The sequence below is a fragment of the Citrobacter sp. Cpo045 genome (assembly GCF_030332875.1).
GTDB classification, from domain to species: Bacteria; Pseudomonadota; Gammaproteobacteria; order Enterobacterales; family Enterobacteriaceae; genus Citrobacter; species Citrobacter portucalensis.
The window spans coordinates 115736-135930 of the sequence record NZ_JAOWGZ010000103.1; the positions used below are offsets into that span (position 1 = coordinate 115736).

Here is a 20195-nt window from a genome sequence, read left to right on the forward strand (position 1 = left end):
ACAACCCCAGGCAATAAACAAACTGTTAACATAATATTAACTCAGCGTACCAGTTTGTTTATTACACAACGACAAGGTTGCGAAGCACGTCACTATTTATTTTTCTTATATCCACGTTAATGCAGAAACAGCGGACGAGCCGCTGTTTCTTTTACCAATAAAACAAAGAGTTACTCTGTTACTATGGTCTGAACCTGTGCCGGGCCGGGATTGTACCAGCCCCATCCGCCGTAGCCACCGTAAGGCCAGCCACGCGCACCGTAGAACCAGGGGTCGATAGGCTGAGGCGGCATGACAATCTGCTGAGTAATATGCCAGCGTTTATAACCAGTTACCTGCATCAGCATGAATTTATACGGCGTATTACCGATTTTTCCGTCCACTGTACCGCTTATCGGGCCGACGACAGTGACCAGTTGCCCGCGAAAGTCCACCGGGTCAAGGAAGCCATTTACATCAGCATATATCCGCCCACGAGAGGCTTCACCCAGCACGGGGCGTGCACCGCTATCGAGCGGAACGGTGGCAATTTCCAGACGGGATTTTCCCTGCTGGTTCTGAATATCCACCACTTTGCCGCCGAAACGCGCTTCCTGTCCGACATACAGCTGCGGCGCATTCATCACCCGCACCAGATCCTGCTGCGGCATCGGGCTCGAACCTTTAATCGCATCCGGGATGGTGACGCAGCCGCTAAGCATTAACGCTAAGGCCCCCGCCAACACACCTTTCAATAACTGCTTTTGCACCGCCATATTGTGACTCCCTTTTCTTAGCTTCTGCCCCGGCCTGTTCACAATGCTGTGCACTGACGACTGTACGTCTTAGCCGGGGTTCTACTACTAAGATTCATTCTTTACCGGGAAGTTTCTTCCACGCCACGGTGTTACGTAAATAAACCGGTTCAGCGTGTTCGACCGCTACGGTCTCACCCGCAGCCAGCATTTGCGTGGCGACGGGCAGCATGTCTTCAGCCGCTGGAAGCAGCACGTCACCATCGCTGAGCGTCAGCCCGCTGTCTTTACCAAGCTCAGGCCATGCCGGCCAGCCCGTCCCGACCGTCACCCAGTCGCCAGACAGCTGCAATAAACGCTCATGTACCTGCTCGGGGGTTAACACCGCTTCGGTTTCTTCACCGTGCCAGTTACCGTTGTCATCACGCTGGTATTCGGCCCAGTAGACTTCGCCCATTCGCGCGTCAATCGCCGCCAGCACGCGAGTCGCGCCCGACTTACGCCAGGCGCCCTGCGCCATGGTAGCCAGGGTGGAGACGCCGATCATCGGTAAGTTTGCGCCTAACGCCAGCCCCTGAGCAATGCCAATACCGATACGCACGCCGGTGAAACTGCCGGGACCGCGACCAAACGCCAGGGCGTCGATATCGGTTAACGTGAGATCGCCAGCGGCCAGGATTTCCTGAACCATCGGTAAAATTCGTTGGGTGTGTTCTCGTGGGCAAAGCTCAAAGTGAGCCTTGATAGTACCGTCATTCCACAGGGCAACAGAGCACGCCTCTGTGGCGGTATCGATAGCCAGAATTCGCATGGGTGTTTGTGATCAGATCAATAAATTTGGCGCGCATCTTACCACACTCCGTAACAAATTACTCAGTCGTTGGTATGGCAAGAAAGCGAACCGCGCGAGCGATGTCACGCGTCCGCGGCGCAGGAGGAAGACTCGCCAGGAAGGTGGCGCCGTATGGCCGCATAACCAGACGATTGTCGCAAATCACCAGCACGCCGCGATCGTCAGCATCACGTATCAGACGCCCTACCCCCTGCTTCAGGGTGATTACCGCATCCGGCAACTGGACGTCTTCAAACGGATCGCCGCCGCGCAGTCGACAATCCTCCATTCGGGCTTTTAACAGCGGGTCGTCCGGCGAGGTAAACGGCAGTTTATCGATTATTACCAGCGACAGGGTATCACCGCGCACGTCCACGCCTTCCCAGAAGCTGCTGGTGGCAACCAGTAGCGCATTACCTGCGCTGACAAACTGCTGTAGCAGTTGTCCTTTGCTGGTTTCGCCCTGCAGCAGTACGGGAAGCGTCATAGTAGCGCGGAATTGTTCCGCCAGATCGCGCATCATCGCGTGCGAAGTGCACAGCATAAAACAGCGACCGTTGTTCGCTTCGATAATAGGTCGCAGCATGGATGCCAGCTGACGCGCAGCCCCCGGCTGGTTGGTTTGCGGGAGATTACGCGGTACGCACAGCAGCGCCTGACGCGTGTAATCAAATGGGCTTGGCAGCAGCATCGACTCGGCATCTTCAATACCCAGTCGTGCAGTGAAATGATGAAGGTCATCGTTTACCGACAGCGTCGCGGAAGTAAAAATCCAGCAGCCCGGCTTTTGTTCCATCACTTCTTTGAATTTATCCGCCACCGTAAGCGGCGTCAGCGCGAGGGTGAAATGGCGGGAGGTGCATTCATACCAGTAGCTGAAGCCTGGCTGGTTGATCTCTTTCAGGCGCTTCAGACGCGCACGATAAAGCGTGGCGCGCTCAAACGCGGCATCCAGCAATGCCGAACGTCCGAGAGACAGCTTCGCCACGTCATAACACAGCTCCAGCGTGTCATCGAGCAGCAAAAACGCGCGCTGTACGCGCTGGTCGGCCAGCAGTTCCCGCAGGTTTCCGCGATAGCCCGGCTCACCAAGCTGCAAGCGGAAGTCCTGAGCGCTTTGTGCAAGGCGATCGGCGCACTTTTGCAGCTGCTGAGTGTCTTTCAGCTCGGTGCGATAGGCAATGGTGATGTCTTTCGCCAGGTCTAACAGCTGGCGACTGGAGAGCGATTGACCAAAGTACTGGCTGGCGATATCCGGTAACTGATGCGCTTCATCGAAGATCATCACATCAGCTTCCGGGATCAGTTCGCCAAACCCGCTCTCTTTTACCACCATATCGGCGAGAAACAGATGATGGTTAACCACGACGACATCCGCATCCATCGCTTTTTTACGCGCTTTAACGACAAAACACTCTTTATACAGCGGGCAGTCGCTGCCCAGACAGTTGTCATTAGTGCTGGTCACCAGCGGCCAGGCCTGAGAGTCTTCCGCCACGCTGACGCAGGTGCTGATGTCCCCATCAAGGGTTTGATTTGACCAGGAGCGCAGCAGAATGACGTCGCTTAACGTTTGTACCGGCAAGTCGCCACCCGCCAGCGCCTGCTGTTCGAGACGCTCAAGGCACAGATAGTTTGAACGCCCTTTCAGCAGCGCCAGTTTACCGGTGAACTTCAGTGCTTTCGCGACGGTCGGGAGGTCGCGGCTGTATAGCTGATCCTGCAACGCCTTCGAGCCCGTGGAGACAATGACCTTCTTTCCGGCACGCAGCGCTGGGGCAAGATAAGCGTAGGTTTTACCCGTTCCGGTTCCGGCTTCTACCACCAGCGGTTGTGATTTTTCGATGGCATGACTGACAGCGATGGCCATCTGCCGCTGTGGTTCTCGCGGTTTAAAACCCGGTATCGCTTTAGCCAACTGACCGTCTGCTGCAAAATCGTCCGTCACACTGCCCCCTGTTCATTTGAACAGGGATTATGTCAGGCCAGCGGGTCTTTCGCCAGTTGAAGAGGTGACGTGGGCACAACATTATGGCAGTCTTGGCGCAACCCAAAGCTATTATGAAAAAACGTAAACGAGGAATGATTTATGACGATTGTGCGCATTGATGCCGAAGCGCGTTGGTCCGACGTGGTAATCCACAACAACACGCTGTATTACACCGGCGTGCCGGAAAATCTGGATGCAGACGCCTTTGAGCAGACGGCAAATACGCTGGCGCAAATTGATGCGGTGCTGGAAAAACAAGGCAGCAACAAGTCACGTATTCTTGATGCCACCCTGTTTTTGGCAGACAAAAACGATTTTGCCGCCATGAACAAAGCCTGGGACGCGTGGGTCGTTGCTGGCCACGCGCCGGTACGTTGTACCGTTCAGGCCGGATTGATGAACCCGAAATACAAAGTTGAGATTAAGATAATCGCTGCAGTTTAAGCGGCGTTATTCGTCTTCATCTTCAAAACGCGCCACGATCCGCTCGCCGGTATGACTGGCGCGTAACTCTTCAGCAACCAGAGCAATGGCTTGTCCGCTGCTCATCCCCTGCGACATCAGCTCCTGAATACGCTCTACCGCTTTTTGCTGCTGCTCATGACTGAGTGAAGGTAAACCTGCAAACATTGTTAACTCCTGCTAAATTGTCTGCGCTAATTATTTCATGCTACCGGGCAGTTAGCCAGTAGAGTAGCAACGAGTCAGGACTGATGAAGACGTTATCTCCCGCAGTAATCACATTACCCTGGCGTCAGGACGCCGCTGAACGCTATTTTTCGACATTAAGCCATCTGCCCTGGGCGATGCTGCTGCATTCAGGTCAAGCCGACCATCCGCATAACCGCTTTGATATTCTGGTGGCGGATCCCGTCACCACGTTGGTTACACGTGCTGAAGAGACCGTAGTGCAGGACGGGCACGCAATCACGCGCTCGCTTGATGATCCAATGACGGTATTACATTCCGCGCTAGCTGCACACAAGATTCACCCCGACTATCACCCGGATCTGCCGTTTCAGGGCGGCGCGTTAGGTCTGTTTGGCTACGACCTTGGCCGACGCTTTGAATCTCTGCCGACTATTGCTGAGCGCGATATTACGCTACCGGATATGGCCGTTGGCATTTACGACTGGGCGCTGATTGTTGACCACCAGTTGCAGACCGTATCGCTGCTCAGCCATACCGATGTCGAGGCTCGCCTGAAATGGCTCGACGCGCAACAACCGCCAACGCGTGAGCCGTTTACATTGACCTCGGCGTGGCAGTCCAATATGAGCCGCGCCCGGTATGGCGAAAAATTCCGCCAGGTACAGGGCTATCTGCACAGCGGCGATTGTTACCAGGTCAACCTCGCGCAGCGTTTTCAAGCGCATTACGAGGGGGATGAGTGGCAGGCATTTGTCAAACTCAATCACGCTAACCGCGCCCCGTTCAGCGCGTTTATTCGTCTTGAGGAAGGCGTTATCCTCAGCCTTTCGCCAGAACGTTTTATTCTGCTGGAGAACCAGCATATCCAGACCCGTCCTATTAAAGGTACGTTGCCCAGGCTTGAAGATGCCGATGCCGATCGTGAGCAGGCCCGGCGGCTGGCGAATTCGCCGAAGGATCGTGCGGAGAACCTGATGATCGTCGATTTGATGCGTAATGATATTGGCCGCGTTGCCGTACCGGGTTCGGTACAGGTTCCGGAGCTGTTTGTCGTCGAACCGTTCCCTGCCGTTCATCATTTGGTCAGCACCATTACCGCACGTCTGCCAGAGTCATTACACGCCACCGATCTGCTACGCGCAGCCTTCCCCGGCGGCTCTATTACCGGTGCGCCGAAAGTGCGGGCGATGGAAATTATTGACGAACTGGAGCCACAAAGACGTAATGCCTGGTGCGGCAGCATCGGTTATCTGAGTTTCTGCGGCAATATGGATACCAGCATCACCATTCGCACACTGACAGCCACAAACGGACAAATTTATTGTTCCGCTGGCGGCGGCATAGTGGCGGACAGTCAGGAAGAAGCTGAATATCAGGAAACATTTGATAAAGTGAATCGTATTTTGCACCAACTGGAGAACTGAGACGTGGAATACAGCAGCCTGACGCTTGATGATTTTTTATCGCGCTTTCAACTCCTGCGCCCGCAGGTCAATCATGCCGCGTTAAACCAGCGCCAGGCCGCCGTACTGATCCCCGTCGTGCGTCGTCCACAGCCCGGGTTGTTGTTAACCCAGCGTTCCGTTCACCTGCGCAAGCACGCCGGACAGGTCGCCTTCCCCGGTGGGGCGGTGGATAGCAGTGATGCCTCGTTAATTGCCGCCGCCCTTCGCGAGGCACGGGAAGAGGTAGCGATCCCACCTTCATGCGTAGAAGTGATCGGCGTTCTGCCGCCGGTCGACAGCGTGACCGGTTTCCAGGTCACCCCAGTGGTAGGCATTATCCCGCCTAATCTGCCGTATCGCGCCAGTGAAGATGAAGTTTCAGCAGTGTTCGAAATGCCGCTGGCCCAGGCCCTGCATTTAGGTCGTTACCACCCGTTGGATATTTACCGTCGTGGCGATTCACATCGCGTATGGCTTTCCTGGTATGAGCAATATTTCGTCTGGGGAATGACTGCCGGAATAATTCGTGAGCTGGCGCTGCAAATTGGCGTCAAGGCCTGACTATACTTATCTTTACGCGCGCCATAGACAACTTGAAACTCAGGTCACAACATTAGTAAAACCGCGGTTATCTATTAGTTTAATTCATGTGAATAGTTAAGCCGATCGCCGCGTTCCCTCTTACACTATGCGCAGTTATAACATCGTTACTGGAAAGCCCAGTCGCCCTGTAGGAGTATTATCGTGATTAGTCTATTCGACATGTTTAAGGTGGGGATTGGTCCCTCATCTTCCCATACCGTAGGGCCTATGAAGGCGGGTAAACAGTTCGTCGATGACCTGGTCGAAAAAGGATTACTGGACAGCGTTACTCGTGTCGCCGTCGACGTGTATGGTTCACTGTCGCTCACGGGTAAAGGTCACCACACCGATATCGCCATTATTATGGGTCTGGCGGGCAATGAGCCTGCTACCGTGGATATTGATAGCATCCCCGGATTTATCCGCGACGTAGAAACGCGTGGACGCCTGCTGCTTGCACAGGGTCAGCACGAAGTGGATTTCCCGCAGAATGACGGGATGCGTTTTCACAACGGCAACCTGCCGCTGCATGAAAACGGAATGCAGATCCATGCGTACAATGGCGAAACCGTCATTTATAGCAAAACCTACTACTCAATCGGCGGTGGATTCATCGTTGATGAAGAACATTTTGGTCAGGATGCCGCGGGCGAGGTCAGCGTGCCTTATCCGTTCAAATCCGCGACTGAAATGCTGGAGTACTGCAACAGCACCGGCCTGTCTCTCTCTGGCATGGCGATGCAGAACGAACTTGCTCTGCACAGCAAAAAAGAGATTGAAGAGTACTTTGGCCACGTCTGGCAAACCATGCAGGCCTGTATCGATCGTGGCATGAACACCGAAGGTGTGTTGCCGGGTCCGCTGCGCGTTCCTCGTCGTGCTTCAGCTCTGCGTCGTATGCTGGTTTCCAGCGATAAGCTGTCCAACGATCCGATGAACGTGATCGACTGGGTGAACATGTTCGCGCTGGCCGTTAACGAAGAAAACGCCGCGGGCGGTCGCGTGGTGACAGCGCCAACCAACGGTGCCTGCGGTATCGTGCCTGCGGTACTGGCCTATTACGATCATTTCATCGAGTCCGTCAGCCCGGATATCTATACCCGCTATTTCCTGGCGGCCGGTGCAATTGGCGCGTTGTACAAAATGAACGCCTCAATCTCTGGTGCAGAAGTAGGTTGTCAGGGTGAAGTGGGCGTAGCCTGCTCCATGGCTGCCGCTGGTCTGGCTGAACTGTTGGGCGCGAGCCCTGAGCAGGTGTGTGTTGCTGCCGAAATCGGCATGGAACATAACCTCGGCTTAACCTGCGATCCGGTTGCCGGTCAGGTACAGGTTCCGTGCATTGAGCGTAACGCCATTGCTTCAGTGAAGGCGATCAACGCTGCGCGTATGGCAATGCGCCGTACCAGCGCGCCGCGCGTCTCGCTGGATAAAGTCATTGAGACCATGTACGAAACAGGTAAAGACATGAACGCCAAATACCGCGAAACGTCACGCGGTGGCCTGGCAATCAAAGTTCAATGTGACTAATACTTAATTTTCGCCCATCTGCGACGGATGGGCGAATTTGCCCCCTCTCCCTCGTCTACTGTAATTTTCCCCACTACACTTGCTCTGTTGCTGTTGGCTTCTGTGACCAACGGCTTATCGGGCGGCCCGCATGCAAACAGCACAACGGATCATTAAAAATTATCGCCGGAATCGCTTAATCGTCTGCACAGTATGTGCACTACTGACGCTCATCCTCACATTAACTGTTCGATTTATTTCGGAGCGTAATTTAAATCACCGAAATATCGTCACCTTTGCCAACCATGCTGTAGAAGAACTGGATGACGTGCTTTTACCCTTGCAGACCGGACGTGATGTATTGCTGCCGTTAATTGGCCTCCCCTGCTCAGTGGCACGTTTACCGTTAAGCAAACATGCCGCAAGACTGCAAACGGTGCGTTCTATTAATCTGATTCAAAGCGGGATCCTCTATTGCTCCAGCATTTTTGGGTATCGCAATGTCCCCATTCGTCAACTACAGCCCGAATTACCCAGCCGGGAACCGCAACTGCTGCTGTCTACTGACCATTCGCTGATTAAAGGCAGCCCGATTCTGACGCAATGGTACCCGTCCTCTGCCGATGGTGAAGATGGCGTGCTGGAAATCGTCAATATTGATTTATTGTCGTCTATGTTGCTTGAACCCCAGCCGCCGCAGATCACCGATGCCAGCTTAACCGTTGGTAATCGGCATCTACTGTATGATCAAGGTGTGGTCGATACTCTGCCTAAGCTAAATGATGAAAAACGCTACCAGCTGTCATCTCAACATTTCCCGTTTACCATTAGCGTCACCGGCCCCGGTCCCAGTGAACTGGCGATTAAACATCTGCCAACACAGCTGCCGCTGGCGGTGATCCTAAGTTTATTAGTAGGTTACCTGGCATGGCTGGCGACTGCCAGCAGAATGAGTTTTTCCTGGGAGATTAATCTGGCCCTTGCTGCTCGGGAATTCGAGCTGTTTTGCCAGCCGCTGCTTAATGCGCAAACCCAGCAATGCATGGGCGTGGAGATTCTTCTACGCTGGAATAACCCACGCCAGGGTTGGATCTCTCCGGAAGTGTTTATTCCCATCGCTGAGGAGCACAACCTGATTGTGCCGCTAACCCGTCATGTCATCGCAGAAACCATTCAGCAAAGACACGTTTTCCCGATGAGCAGTCAGTTTCATATTGGGATTAATGTCGCCGCCAGCCATTTTCGTAACGGCACGCTGCTAAAAGATCTTAATCAGTACTGGTTCAGTCAGCACCCAATCCAGCAGTTGGTTATCGAACTGACCGAACGAGATGCGTTACTGGATGTGGATTATCGGGTCGTACGCGAATTAAATCGTCTTGGCGTAAAACTGGCAATTGATGATTTCGGTACCGGTAACAGCTCGCTCTCCTGGCTGGAAAAACTCCGCCCGGATGTGCTGAAGATCGATAAATCATTTACTTCGGCAATAGGAACAGACGCCGTGAACTCAACCGTCACAGACATCATTATCGCTTTGGGGAAAAAATTGAATATAGAACTGGTGGCGGAAGGCGTTGAAACCCAAGCGCAGGCTCAGCATTTGCGCCGACACGGCGTACATTTGTTGCAAGGTTTTTTGTACGCAAAGCCAATGCCGCTGCGTGATTTCCCAAAATGGCTGGCGGGCAGCACGCCGCCGCCCACCCGACATAACGGGCGACACAGTATGCCCGTCATGCCGTTTCGCTAAACCCAGTTACTCATCTTCGTCGTGAGCGGGTTGTTCTTTAACAATGCGAACTAAATCCACACGATAGTCATTCGCTTCGACAATCGTAATGCTCAGCGGTGCAACCTCGATAACATCACCTACGCGTGGAATATGGCCGTTAGCCGCAATGACTAAACCTGCCACCGTGGCGATATCTTCGTCTTCATTCACTAACGTATCCACGTCCAGCGCCTGTTGCAACGCATGCAGATCGGTACCGCCTTTGACCAACCAACCACCTGCATCAGCAATAATTTCAGGTGTTTCATCGGCATCAGGGAATTCACCGGCAATGGCTTCTAATACGTCCAGCGGCGTGACCAGACCCTGTACTACGCCAAACTCGTTAGTGACGATAACGAAGCTACCGCGGGCACGACGCAGTACGCCTAACAGATTGATCGGGTCCAGCGTCTCCGGAACAACAATAGCCGGAGAAGCAGAGGCAATCGCCGCCACATCCACACCGTCTTCCAGCGCCACCAGCAGCTCTTTAGCACGCACGATACCGATGATTTCATCCAGTTCCCCACGACACACCGGGAACAGGCTGTGAGGTGATGAGAGCAACTGCTCGCGAATTTCTGCCACGCTCAGGTCGGCATCAACCCAGCTGATTTCACCACGAGGCGTCATAATGCCGCGTAACGAACGCGACGCCAGGGAGAGGACGCCGTTGATCATATAGCGTTCTTCTTCCACAAACGCGCCTTCCGGGACAGGAACCGGCACCGGGTTATCGGATTCCATCTGCACGCTGGCCTGACGTTTACCGCCCATCAGACGCAGGATTGCATCGGCAGTACGTGCACGCAGCGGCAGCGTCGACTGGTGGCGAATAAAGTTACGACGGGCAATCTGGTTAAACAACTCGATGATGATCGAGAAACCAATCGCCGCATACAGATAACCTTTCGGAATATGGAAGCCAAACCCTTCGGCAACCAGGCTCAGACCAATCATCAACAGGAAGCTCAGACACAGCACCACCACCGTCGGGTGTTGGTTCACAAATCGTGTCAGCGGCTTAGAGGCCAGCAGCATCACGGCCATGGCAATCACTACTGCCGCCATCATCACTGGCAGATGGTTGACCATACCGACCGCTGTAATCACGGCATCCAGCGAGAACACCGCGTCGAGGATGACAATCTGCGTTACGACAACCCAAAAGCTCGCATACCCTTTCGTCTGCCCGGTATCATGTTCACGGTTTTCCAGCCGCTCATGCAGCTCTGTCGTAGCCTTGAACAAGAGGAAGATACCCCCCAGCAGCATAATCAGATCGCGCCCCGAGAACGCATAGTCCATTACCGTGAACAGCGGCTTTGTCAGCGTCACCATCCACGAAATCACGGACAACAAGCCCAGACGCATAATCAGTGCCAGTGACAAACCGATTAAACGCGCTTTATCACGCTGTTTCGGCGGCAGCTTATCAGCCAGGATCGCAATGAAGACCAGGTTATCAATACCCAGAACAATTTCGAGAACGACAAGCGTGAGCAAACCCACCCAAATCTGCGGGTCCATTAATAATTCCATGACAAGCTCCTGCTTAAGGAATGACCAAACTGCGCGCTGAGGATCTCAGGCGTTAAAGCGATATGCAGAGAAAATTTGTGGCAAAAAGTGCCAATCTGACAGGCTTGATACGGCCTGAAGGTGAAATGACGTCGGTGACGATCCATATGGTGGGCTACTGCCCTATACTCCTGAGTAATTAAACAGATGCTAAACATAACAGAGAGAAGCTGTTTTTAGCAAAGATTTACCTTCCTTTGCAATAAGTTGTTTCGGAGATATTTTACCCTTCGAAATTTCTTTTTATCGGAAGTTAAATTACGGATCTTCATCACATAAAATATTTTTTTCGATATCTAAAATAATTCACGAAAATCATAGGTTTTTCTTTGTAACCCTTATCTGAATCGATTCGATTGCGGACGACGATTCAAATACATCTTCACGTTGATGTGTTAACGATAATAAAGGAGGTAGCAAGTGACCATTGCTATTGTAATAGGCACACATGGTTGGGCTGCAGAGCAGTTACTTAAGACGGCAGAGATGCTGTTAGGCGAGCAGGAAAACGTCGGCTGGATCGATTTCGTTCCAGGCGAAAATGCTGAAACGCTGATCGAAAAGTACAACGCTCAGTTGGCAAAACTCGATACCAGTAAAGGCGTGCTGTTTCTCGTTGACACATGGGGAGGCAGCCCGTTTAACGCTGCGAGCCGCATTGTCGTCGATAAAGAGCATTACGAAGTAATCGCCGGTGTGAACATTCCCATGCTGGTTGAGACCTTCATGGCGCGTGATGACAACCCAAGCTTTGATGAATTAGTGGCACTGGCCGTTGAAACCGGTAGCGAAGGCGTGAAAGCGCTGAAAGCAAAACCGGTGGAAAAAGCCGCTCCTGCCCCCGTCGCGGCACCGAAAGCAGCAACCCCCGCGAAACCGATGGGTCCGAACGATTATATGCAGATCGGCCTGGCGCGTATTGATGACCGCTTAATCCATGGTCAGGTGGCAACTCGCTGGACCAAAGAAACCAACGTAACGCGCATTATCGTCGTCAGTGATGAAGTTGCCGCCGATACCGTGCGTAAAACGCTGCTGACTCAGGTAGCACCTCCGGGTGTGACGGCGCATGTGGTTGATGTCGCGAAAATGATCCGCGTCTACAACAACCCGAAATATGCAGGTGAGCGTGTGATGCTGTTGTTCACCAACCCAACCGACGTAGAACGTATCGTTGAAGGTGGTGTGAAAATTACCTCCGTGAACATTGGCGGTATGGCTTTCCGTCAGGGTAAAACGCAGGTAAACAACGCAATTTCTGTCGATGACAAAGACATCGAAGCCTTCAAGAAACTCAACGAACGCGGTATTGAGCTTGAGGCCCGTAAGGTTTCTACCGATCAGAAACTGAAAATGATGGATTTGATTGCCAAGGTGAAATAATTCCCTGGCATTTACTTAGTTTTCACACTTAAGTCTGTATAGCAATAGGAGAAGTACAATGGAGATTACCACTCTTCAGATTGTGCTGGTGTTCATCGTCGCATGTATCGCGGGTATGGAGTCGGTACTCGATGAATTTCAGTTCCACCGTCCGTTGGTGGCCTGTACGCTGATTGGTGCCGTTCTTGGGGATATGAAAACCGGTATTATCATCGGTGGTACCCTGGAAATGATCGCCCTGGGCTGGATGAACATCGGTGCTGCGGTTGCACCAGATGCCGCACTGGCCTCAATTATCTCTACCGTTCTGGTTATCGCGGGTCATCAAAGCATTGGTGCCGGTATCGCGCTGGCTATCCCACTGGCAGCAGCAGGCCAGGTACTGACCATTATCGTTCGTACAATCACCGTAGCATTCCAGCACGCAGCGGATAAGGCAGCCGAAAACGGTAACCTGACTGCGCTCTCCTGGCTGCACGTATCCTCGCTGTTCCTGCAGGCTATGCGTATCGCTATCCCGGCGGTAATCGTAGCGATTTCTGTTGGTACCAGTGAAGTTCAGAGCATGCTTAACGCCATTCCGGAAGTCGTAACCGGTGGTCTGAACATCGCAGGCGGTATGATCGTAGTGGTTGGTTATGCGATGGTCATCAACATGATGCGCGCAGGCTATCTGATGCCATTCTTCTACCTCGGCTTCGTCACCGCGGCATTTACTAACTTCAACCTGGTTGCTCTGGGTGTGATTGGCGCAGTCATGGCCATCCTCTACATTCAGCTGAGCCCGAAATATAACCGCGTAGCCGGTGCACCTGCTGCGGCGGCTGGCAATAACGATCTCGATAACGAACTGGACTAGCAGGTGAGCGAAATGGTTGATATGACTAAAACTACCACCGAGAAAAAACTCACTCCGAGTGACATTCGTGGCGTGTTCATTCGTTCTAACCTGTTTCAGGGTTCATGGAACTTCGAACGTATGCAGGCGCTGGGTTTCTGTTTCTCCATGGTACCGGCTATCCGCCGCTTGTACCCGGAAAACAACGATGCACGTAAGCAAGCGATTAAGCGTCACCTGGAATTCTTTAACACCCATCCGTACGTAGCGGCTCCAGTACTGGGCGTTACGCTGGCAATGGAAGAACAGCGTGCAAACGGCGCAGAGATTGACGATGGTGCCATCAACGGTATCAAAGTTGGTCTGATGGGTCCGCTGGCAGGCGTCGGTGACCCGATCTTCTGGGGTACCGTACGTCCGGTCTTCGCCGCACTCGGCGCAGGTATCGCGATGAGCGGCAGCCTGCTGGGGCCACTGCTGTTCTTCATCCTGTTTAACCTGGTTCGTCTGGCAACCCGTTATTACGGTGTGGCATATGGCTACCGTAAAGGTGTCGATATCGTTAAAGATATGGGCGGCGGCTTCCTGCAGAAACTGACCGAGGGGGCGTCAATCCTCGGCCTGTTTGTCATGGGGGCATTGGTTAACAAGTGGACGCACGTAAACATCCCGCTGGTGGTTTCCACTATCACCGGTCAGGATGGCCAGACTCGTGTTACCACCGTGCAGACTATCCTTGACCAGCTGATGCCGGGTCTGGTTCCTCTGCTGCTGACATTCGCCTGTATGTGGCTGCTGCGTAAGAAAGTGAACCCGCTGTGGATCATCGTTGGCTTCTTCGTCATCGGTATCGCGGGCTACGCTGTCGGACTGCTCGGCCTGTAAGACTGTTGTACATCACCGGGGGCTTGCCCCCGGTTTTTCTATTTAGAGGGTTGAGGATTCATGACTATCACGGACCTGGTGCTGGTTCTATTTATCTTTTCGCTGCTGGCGTATGCCATTTACGATCAGTTCATCATGCCCCGCCGTAATGGCCCTACTCTGCTTACTGTCTCCCTGCTTCCCCGCAGCAGAGTTGACAGCGTTATCTTCCTTGGCTTGGTAGCTATTCTTATCTACAACAACATCACCAGCCACGGCGCGCAATTTACCACATGGTTATTATGTGCACTGGTATTGATGGGGTTGTATCTGTTCTGGATCCGTACGCCAAAAATCATCTTCAAGCAGAAAGGTTTTTTCTTCGCCAACGTCTGGATTGAATATAACCGCATTAAAGAGATGAATTTATCTGAAGACGGTGTATTAGTGATGCAATTAGAACATCGAAGATTGTTGATCCGCGTACGAAATATAGACGATCTTGAGAAGATATATAAACTTTTAATTTCAAATCAATAGTTTATAAATATAGCCTGAACTATGTTTTTTATATATCAGTATAAAACCAACATAGCCAAGGCTATATTTAACTGTCCACAATGTTATTTATTTTAACGTTTTATTTATAAATAAATCTAAATGAAAATCGTTTTCAATTAGAAGTCAAATATTATTTCTGCGTTTCTTGTTTTATATTCTCAAAATATGTTAAGGTTGCGCCCGTCGTTGGGGAGTAGCCGATTTCCAGACTCCGGAAATGTACGTGTCAACATACTCGTTGAAAAACGTGGCGCGTACGGACTGAATTTACAGGTTCAGTCAGGCGAGACCATAGGCACATCAACTGCAATGCATATCTGAATGGCGCTGTATTTACAGTGATTCCGGCCTGTATGCATGGTTACTGGGGGCAGTGATGTGTTTTATGGATACCCCGGTCAGGACGCTGTTATGAATCTCACCGCTACCGTTCTTCTCGCTTTTGGCATGTCGATGGATGCTTTCGCTGCATCAATTGGCAAAGGTGCCACCCTGCATAAACCCAAATTTTCTGAAGCATTGCGCACAGGTCTGATATTCGGCGCAGTTGAAACGCTTACGCCGCTGATTGGTTGGGGCATGGGTATGTTGGCCAGCAAATTCGTGCTGGAGTGGAACCACTGGATCGCCTTCATTCTGCTGATCTTTTTAGGCGGGCGAATGATAATCGAAGGTTTTCGCGATAACGGTGATGAGGATGAAGAACCGCAGCGCCGTCATGGTTTCTGGCTGCTGGTTACCACCGCCATTGCCACCAGTCTCGACGCAATGGCCGTCGGGGTAGGTCTGGCTTTCCTGCAGGTCAATATTATTGCCACTGCGCTGGCCATCGGCTGCGCCACATTGATTATGTCCACGCTCGGCATGATGATTGGTCGTTTCATTGGCCCGATGCTGGGCAAACGAGCAGAAATTTTGGGTGGGGTGGTGCTGATTGGTATCGGTGCCCAGATCCTCTGGGCACACTTCCACGGTTAATTCAGACGCTGCCAGACATGAATACTAAAGTCGGTCTGGCAGTCAAACGTCTTTTTCTCCGCTAACGTTTCCCACACCTCCGGCTTTGCCCGCCAGGCGAACGGCGTCATTTGCAGTAACGCAACGGCCTCGCTGCCCTGAAGCTGCATCTGATACCCCAGCGCAATACTCTGTTGCAGAACAAAACCGTCCAGTTGCTCTGTGTGCGGCGCATGCAAACGCACCTCATCATAAATAAGCCCTTTCAGTTCCATTAAATGACGCGGTCCCGGCGTGGCGGTGATAACCCATCCCCCCGGTTTAACCACGCGTGCCAGCTCTTGCGCTTTACAGGGCGCGTAGATCCTGATGATGGCATCCATTGACTCATCTGCGAACGGCAGACGATGGCTGGAGGCAACGCAAAAGGTCACCTGCGGATAGCGTCTGGCTGCAGCTTTAATTGCCACTTTGGAGACGTCAAGACCAAAGGTTGTACAACCCGTCAGCGCGTCGGCAAACGCATGGGTGTAATACCCTTCCCCACAGCCAATATCCAGGATCGCTGCATCTTCTGAAGTCGACTTCTCTTTCAGCACATTCACAATCGCATCACGCAACGGTTGATAGTGCCCGGCATCAAGAAATGCCCGTCGCGCCTGCATCATCTCAGCGCTGTCACCCGGATCGCGCGATCGTTTATGCTGAACCGGCAGTAAGTTGACATACCCTTCTTTCGCCACGTCAAACTGGTGCCGCCCGGGGCAGACAAAACTGTTATTCGCTTGAGTAAGAGGCTGGTGGCAAAGAGGACAGGAAAACGACATGACAACTCCGGCAGGTGACTTAAGGGCGCAAGTGTAACGCGAATTGCGCCCTGGGAAAATAACTTACAACGACGGCGAGGATACGTTGCTGCCGTGCATCACCAGCAGATGATCGGAGTCAGCAGGCATACCATCCGGTTTAACGTTCTCCAGACGCAGGACATCACCCATTATCTGGCTGAAGACAGGCGCAGAGACAGCCCCACCATAATAAGCACCGTTTTGCGGATTATTGATGACGACCACCAGTGCAAATTTCGGGTCGCTCGCTGGCGCAACGCCTGCCGTGTAGGCCACGTATTTATCGACATACTTACCGTCATCACCAATTTTCTTTGCCGTTCCTGTTTTAACCGCCACGCGATAATCCCTGACCGCGGCTTTAGTTCCCCCACCACCGGGTAACGCAACGCTTTCCATCATATGTTCAACCTGGTGAACCAGCGCCTCCGGCATCACTCGGGTACCGATTACCGGCGGGTCAATACGGGTAATCGAAAGGGGCCGATAGATACCAAAACTACCAATGGTTGCATATACGTGCGCCAACTGCAGCGGCGTTACCATTAACCCATAACCAAATGCAAAGGTCGCGCGATCCAAATCGCTCCAGTAGCGGCGCTGAGGCATCAAACCGCTGCTTTCACCGGTTAATCCCAGTCCGGTTGGATCGCCAAAACCAAAGCTTTTATAGGTATCCAGCAATTTTTGGACAGGCATAGCCAATGAAAGGTGCGACACGCCGGTATCGCTCGATTTCTGTAAAATCCCGGTCAGCGACAGTTCCGGGTAAAATCCGACGTCGCGAATACGATGCCCATCAAGGTAAAAAGGATGGGTATCAATCACGCTGTCGGGTTGTACTATCCCCTGCTGGAGTGCAGTCATAATCACCAGCGGTTTAACGGTTGAACCGGGTTCAAACGTATCGCTAATTGCACGGTTACGAAAATCATCCAGTACCGCGCCATCACGATTATTGGGGTTGAAGTCAGGAAAGCTCGCCATGGACAGTATTTCACCGGTAGCAATGTTAACCAGCACTGCGGCTCCTGATTCTGCTTTATTCCACGTAACGGCATTGTCCAACGCATCTTCGGTGACCGTCTGCAGACGCTCGTCGATGCTGAGCTGTAATTCGTGTGCAGGTACAGGCGTAACTTCGGTGATATTTTCGATGACATGGCCAAATTTGTCTTTACGTACCAGACGGGAGCCAGGTTTACCCATCAGCTGGTTATTAAAGCTCTTTTCCAGCCCTTCAATGCCTTGTCCATCAATGTTGGTAAAACCAATGAGATTCGCCGCTACGTGGCCTGCGGGATAGAACCGGCGGGATTCCTCGCGCAGGTTGATGCCCGGGAGATTAAGATCATCGACCCACTCAGCCTGCTGAGGGGAAATTTGTCGTGCCAGATAAATAAAACGTCCGCCAGGATTACTGTTAACGCGTTCCGCCAGCGTACTCAGTGACAAATGCAGAGTCCTTGCCAGAGCCTGCCAGCGTTCGTTGTAACCCACGCCTCCCTTGCTGATGATGGTCTTAGGATCGGCCCATACGGCGTTAACCGGAACACTTACCGCCAGCGGTCGCCCTTCTCTGTCGGTAATCATCCCGCGCGGCGAGGCAATAGTTACCTCACGTAACGAACGCATGTCTTCCTGTTTCACCAGACTCGTCGGCGTGACAATTTGCAGCCACGCAACCCGACCCAGCAGCAATCCCAGACTCAATAATATTGCCACACAAAGCAGGGCAAAACGTACGGGAGTAAAATTGCGCGCGTCGCCGTCGTTTTTCTTTTTCACCTGGTCTCCAGCAAGATAGTTTTTCAGGTGTCTGATTTAACGAGAAATGTCGTAAGAAAGCGGGGAAAACTATGCTACGAACATCACGCCTTTGCAACAAAGCGCTAATGGAAGGGCATTTAGAAATATTTAGACGTATTTTGAATTAAAAAGCCCCGCATAGGCGAGGCTTTATATCTGAGATGGTTGCGCATATGCGCTTCAAATCAGTGGTGTCGATCAGATAGCTGTTACGTTAACAGCAGCCGGACCTTTCTGGCCGTCCTGAATTTCGAACTCAACGTTCTGGCCTTCAGCCAGAGTTTTGAAGCCGTTACCCTGGATAGCGGAGAAGTGTACGAACACGTCTTTGCTGCCATCAGCCGGAGTAATGAAACCAAAACCTTTAGACTCGTTGAACCACTTAACTTGACCTTTAATCTTTGCCATTTGCAAAATTCCTTAGAGTATTTTCTTCGCCCGCAGGCATAACATAGATAAAACTGAGACATTACTGCTTGAGGCACTAATATAAGGTTCGGCAGAGAAGCGGTATTCAACGTCAACGTGTTTACTCAGGACTTCTTTACTGAAAATGCCACACATAAACAGAACTGTACCTCGTTTAACCCAAAACGTGTTATCACATACAACGTTAATAATGGCAAGCCATTTTTAAACGTGTCTCGATCGGTCGCACAAATCCCGTCGTTCATCTAACAGCAACTGCACAGTTATGCGCCACACCGAGTAGTGTTATATTCCCGCCGCTCGCCCCATCCCCCGCCTGGCTTGCACCATAGCCGGGACATTTCTACCATAGCTCAATAGCTTCGGTTGTTCCAGATTAGCTGTTACAGGGTGTGCCGGATATCATTTTTTATGCTTAGTAATGCATAAAATGTCACAAGCGTAAAAATGAGATCCGCCTTCTGCTTTTGCACCAAAATAATGAAAGAATGATGACAATGCACAAAAAAAGTAAGAGAAACGTTTCGCTGTTAATAAAACGATCGCTATCACAAAAATGACATAATCATATTTTTATCGTATGGGAAATTATATTTATATCAGACCGGGGATAAGATATTAATTGGTTGGAGCATCTGAAAATACTGAGTTTACACGCGTATCAGAGTGCTAATTACACGACATGTACAGAAGAAAATAATCTGGCACGTTGGTGACAGGATGAAACATCTGAGAACAAAAGCAACAGATCCTCACCCTGTCATACCGTTTTTACCGCTCAGCTACCAGGCGGATGATGTCATCATCTTCATCCTTCGCTGTGACCGCAGCAGGCTCTGCTGCTTTTTCAGGTTCGTTAGCTTCGCAAAGGCGACGGAGCAATGCGTTCTGTCTTTTTTGCTGATCTAACAATGCTTCAAGCAGCTCAATCTGCTCATTAGTACGCGAACTTGCCCGATTGACGAAAAACCACAGTACAAGCCCGACAACCAGAATCACCACCGATACAGCCAAAGACGCCAAACTCAACGCGCCAGAATTCAAAACTTCGTTCATTTCACCACCTCAATGTAGACAGCGTAGTTTACCACTGCCGCACAAGAAGGTAATCAACTGTGGCAAAAATGCGCTTACCAGGGAATAAATTTATTGATGGCACAAATACCGCTGAAAAATTGTACATCCTGATCGCACATGATGTTGAACACTTGCGCCCACATCAGTATGCATACCAGCACGACAACTATCAGCACTACCCAGCGAATTTTTTTCACTCCAGCTCCACTCTTCGAATCTACATCTTATGTCTATAAATTATCATGCGTTACCTAAACCCAGCGTTAACTGTATCGGCATTCAATCTTTTTAGGAATGATTCACTTGTTTCATCCCATGTACAGGCTAATCT

At 51.6% G+C, this 20195-nt stretch carries 22 protein-coding genes; 10 read left to right on the forward strand and 12 right to left on the reverse strand.

Features of this window, described 5'->3' with window-relative positions; translation table 11 throughout:
- Positions 1 to 170 precede the first annotated feature (170 nt).
- From OGY13_RS16425 to yoaA, 3 genes are all read right to left on the reverse strand, one after another.
- Positions 171 to 755, reverse strand: a complete 585-nt coding sequence (locus OGY13_RS16425; protein ID WP_003020975.1) for a Slp family lipoprotein — start codon at positions 753 to 755, stop codon at positions 171 to 173.
- A gap of 94 nt (positions 756 to 849) precedes the next feature.
- Complete coding sequence (tsaB, locus tag OGY13_RS16430; protein WP_032943756.1) at positions 850 to 1545, reverse strand: tRNA (adenosine(37)-N6)-threonylcarbamoyltransferase complex dimerization subunit type 1 TsaB; 696 nt, start codon at positions 1543 to 1545, stop codon at positions 850 to 852.
- 58 nt (positions 1546 to 1603) lie between these two features.
- Complete coding sequence (gene yoaA, locus OGY13_RS16435; protein ID WP_003020980.1) at positions 1604 to 3514, reverse strand: DNA repair helicase YoaA; 1911 nt, start codon at positions 3512 to 3514, stop codon at positions 1604 to 1606.
- Between the two features lie 141 nt (positions 3515 to 3655).
- Between yoaA and OGY13_RS16440 the strand changes: the two genes are divergently transcribed.
- Complete coding sequence (locus OGY13_RS16440) at positions 3656 to 4000, forward strand: RidA family protein (RefSeq protein WP_003020984.1); 345 nt, start codon at positions 3656 to 3658, stop codon at positions 3998 to 4000.
- A gap of 6 nt (positions 4001 to 4006) precedes the next feature.
- Here OGY13_RS16440 and OGY13_RS16445 read toward each other — a convergent pair whose 3' ends face one another.
- Complete coding sequence (locus tag OGY13_RS16445) at positions 4007 to 4186, reverse strand: YoaH family protein (RefSeq protein WP_003020986.1); 180 nt, start codon at positions 4184 to 4186, stop codon at positions 4007 to 4009.
- An 83-nt stretch (positions 4187 to 4269) separates the two neighbouring features.
- Between OGY13_RS16445 and pabB the strand changes: the two genes are divergently transcribed.
- The 4 genes from pabB (at position 4270) to pdeD (ending at position 9493) form a co-directional block, all read left to right on the forward strand.
- Entirely contained in the window at positions 4270 to 5631 is a 1362-nt protein-coding gene (gene pabB, locus OGY13_RS16450) for an aminodeoxychorismate synthase component 1 (protein ID WP_213752355.1), read from the forward strand.
- Between the two features lie 3 nt (positions 5632 to 5634).
- Positions 5635 to 6213 (forward strand): CoA pyrophosphatase, encoded by a 579-nt coding sequence (locus tag OGY13_RS16455; RefSeq protein WP_213752356.1) that lies wholly within the window; start codon positions 5635 to 5637, stop codon positions 6211 to 6213.
- A 183-nt stretch (positions 6214 to 6396) separates the two neighbouring features.
- On the forward strand, positions 6397 to 7761 hold the full coding sequence (sdaA, locus tag OGY13_RS16460; RefSeq protein WP_003833765.1) for an L-serine ammonia-lyase: 1365 nt from the start codon (positions 6397 to 6399) through the stop codon (positions 7759 to 7761).
- Between the two features lie 130 nt (positions 7762 to 7891).
- Complete coding sequence (gene pdeD / locus OGY13_RS16465; protein ID WP_008785025.1) at positions 7892 to 9493, forward strand: cyclic di-3',5'-guanosine monophosphate phosphodiesterase PdeD; 1602 nt, start codon at positions 7892 to 7894, stop codon at positions 9491 to 9493.
- 6 nt (positions 9494 to 9499) lie between these two features.
- On the opposite strand, the gene yoaE is transcribed toward pdeD, so the two are convergent.
- Positions 9500 to 11059: a CNNM family cation transport protein YoaE gene (yoaE, locus tag OGY13_RS16470; RefSeq protein WP_008785026.1), complete on the reverse strand. Its 1560-nt coding sequence runs from the start codon at positions 11057 to 11059 to the stop codon at positions 9500 to 9502.
- Entirely contained in the window at positions 11047 to 11256 is a 210-nt protein-coding gene (locus OGY13_RS25165) for a protein YoaL (RefSeq protein WP_008785027.1), read from the reverse strand. Before OGY13_RS25165 ends, yoaE begins: the two co-directional genes overlap by 13 nt.
- Before the next feature lie 262 nt (positions 11257 to 11518).
- Here OGY13_RS25165 and manX point away from each other — a divergent pair, with 262 nt between their 5' ends.
- The 5 genes from manX (at position 11519) to mntP (ending at position 15722) form a co-directional block, all read left to right on the forward strand.
- Positions 11519 to 12481, forward strand: coding sequence for a PTS mannose transporter subunit IIAB (gene manX, locus OGY13_RS16475; protein WP_003833768.1), 963 nt, complete (start codon positions 11519 to 11521; stop codon positions 12479 to 12481).
- 58 nt (positions 12482 to 12539) lie between these two features.
- Positions 12540 to 13340: a PTS mannose/fructose/sorbose transporter subunit IIC gene (locus tag OGY13_RS16480; RefSeq protein WP_003021004.1), complete on the forward strand. Its 801-nt coding sequence runs from the start codon at positions 12540 to 12542 to the stop codon at positions 13338 to 13340.
- Between the two features lie 12 nt (positions 13341 to 13352).
- Positions 13353 to 14204: a PTS mannose transporter subunit IID gene (locus tag OGY13_RS16485; RefSeq protein ID WP_003833769.1), complete on the forward strand. Its 852-nt coding sequence runs from the start codon at positions 13353 to 13355 to the stop codon at positions 14202 to 14204.
- Between the two features lie 60 nt (positions 14205 to 14264).
- Entirely contained in the window at positions 14265 to 14723 is a 459-nt protein-coding gene (locus OGY13_RS16490) for a DUF986 family protein (RefSeq protein ID WP_032943762.1), read from the forward strand.
- Positions 14724 to 15155: 432 nt separating this feature from the next.
- Positions 15156 to 15722 (forward strand): manganese efflux pump MntP, encoded by a 567-nt coding sequence (gene mntP, locus OGY13_RS16495; protein WP_020996621.1) that lies wholly within the window; start codon positions 15156 to 15158, stop codon positions 15720 to 15722.
- Here the strand turns inward: mntP and rlmA are convergent.
- From rlmA to mgrB, 6 genes are all read right to left on the reverse strand, one after another.
- Positions 15719 to 16528, reverse strand: coding sequence for a 23S rRNA (guanine(745)-N(1))-methyltransferase (gene rlmA, locus OGY13_RS16500; RefSeq protein ID WP_008785031.1), 810 nt, complete (start codon positions 16526 to 16528; stop codon positions 15719 to 15721). The genes mntP and rlmA overlap by 4 nt on opposite strands.
- 63 nt (positions 16529 to 16591) lie before the next feature.
- Positions 16592 to 18337 (reverse strand): peptidoglycan DD-transpeptidase FtsI2/PBP3(PARA), encoded by a 1746-nt coding sequence (gene ftsI2, locus OGY13_RS16505; protein ID WP_003833773.1) that lies wholly within the window; start codon positions 18335 to 18337, stop codon positions 16592 to 16594.
- A gap of 219 nt (positions 18338 to 18556) precedes the next feature.
- A complete protein-coding gene (gene cspE, locus OGY13_RS16510; RefSeq protein ID WP_001062678.1) occupies positions 18557 to 18766 on the reverse strand; it encodes a transcription antiterminator/RNA stability regulator CspE in 210 nt (69 codons plus the stop codon).
- A gap of 12 nt (positions 18767 to 18778) precedes the next feature.
- Entirely contained in the window at positions 18779 to 18922 is a 144-nt protein-coding gene (locus OGY13_RS16515) for a DUF2627 domain-containing protein (protein WP_003034983.1), read from the reverse strand.
- 636 nt (positions 18923 to 19558) lie between these two features.
- Positions 19559 to 19843: a YebO family protein gene (locus OGY13_RS16520; protein WP_003833774.1), complete on the reverse strand. Its 285-nt coding sequence runs from the start codon at positions 19841 to 19843 to the stop codon at positions 19559 to 19561.
- Between the two features lie 74 nt (positions 19844 to 19917).
- The gene (gene mgrB / locus OGY13_RS16525; RefSeq protein ID WP_003034977.1) at positions 19918 to 20061 is read right to left on the reverse strand and encodes a PhoP/PhoQ regulatory lipoprotein MgrB; all 144 of its coding nucleotides are present in this window, start codon (positions 20059 to 20061) and stop codon (positions 19918 to 19920) included.
- Positions 20062 to 20195 lie beyond the last annotated feature (134 nt).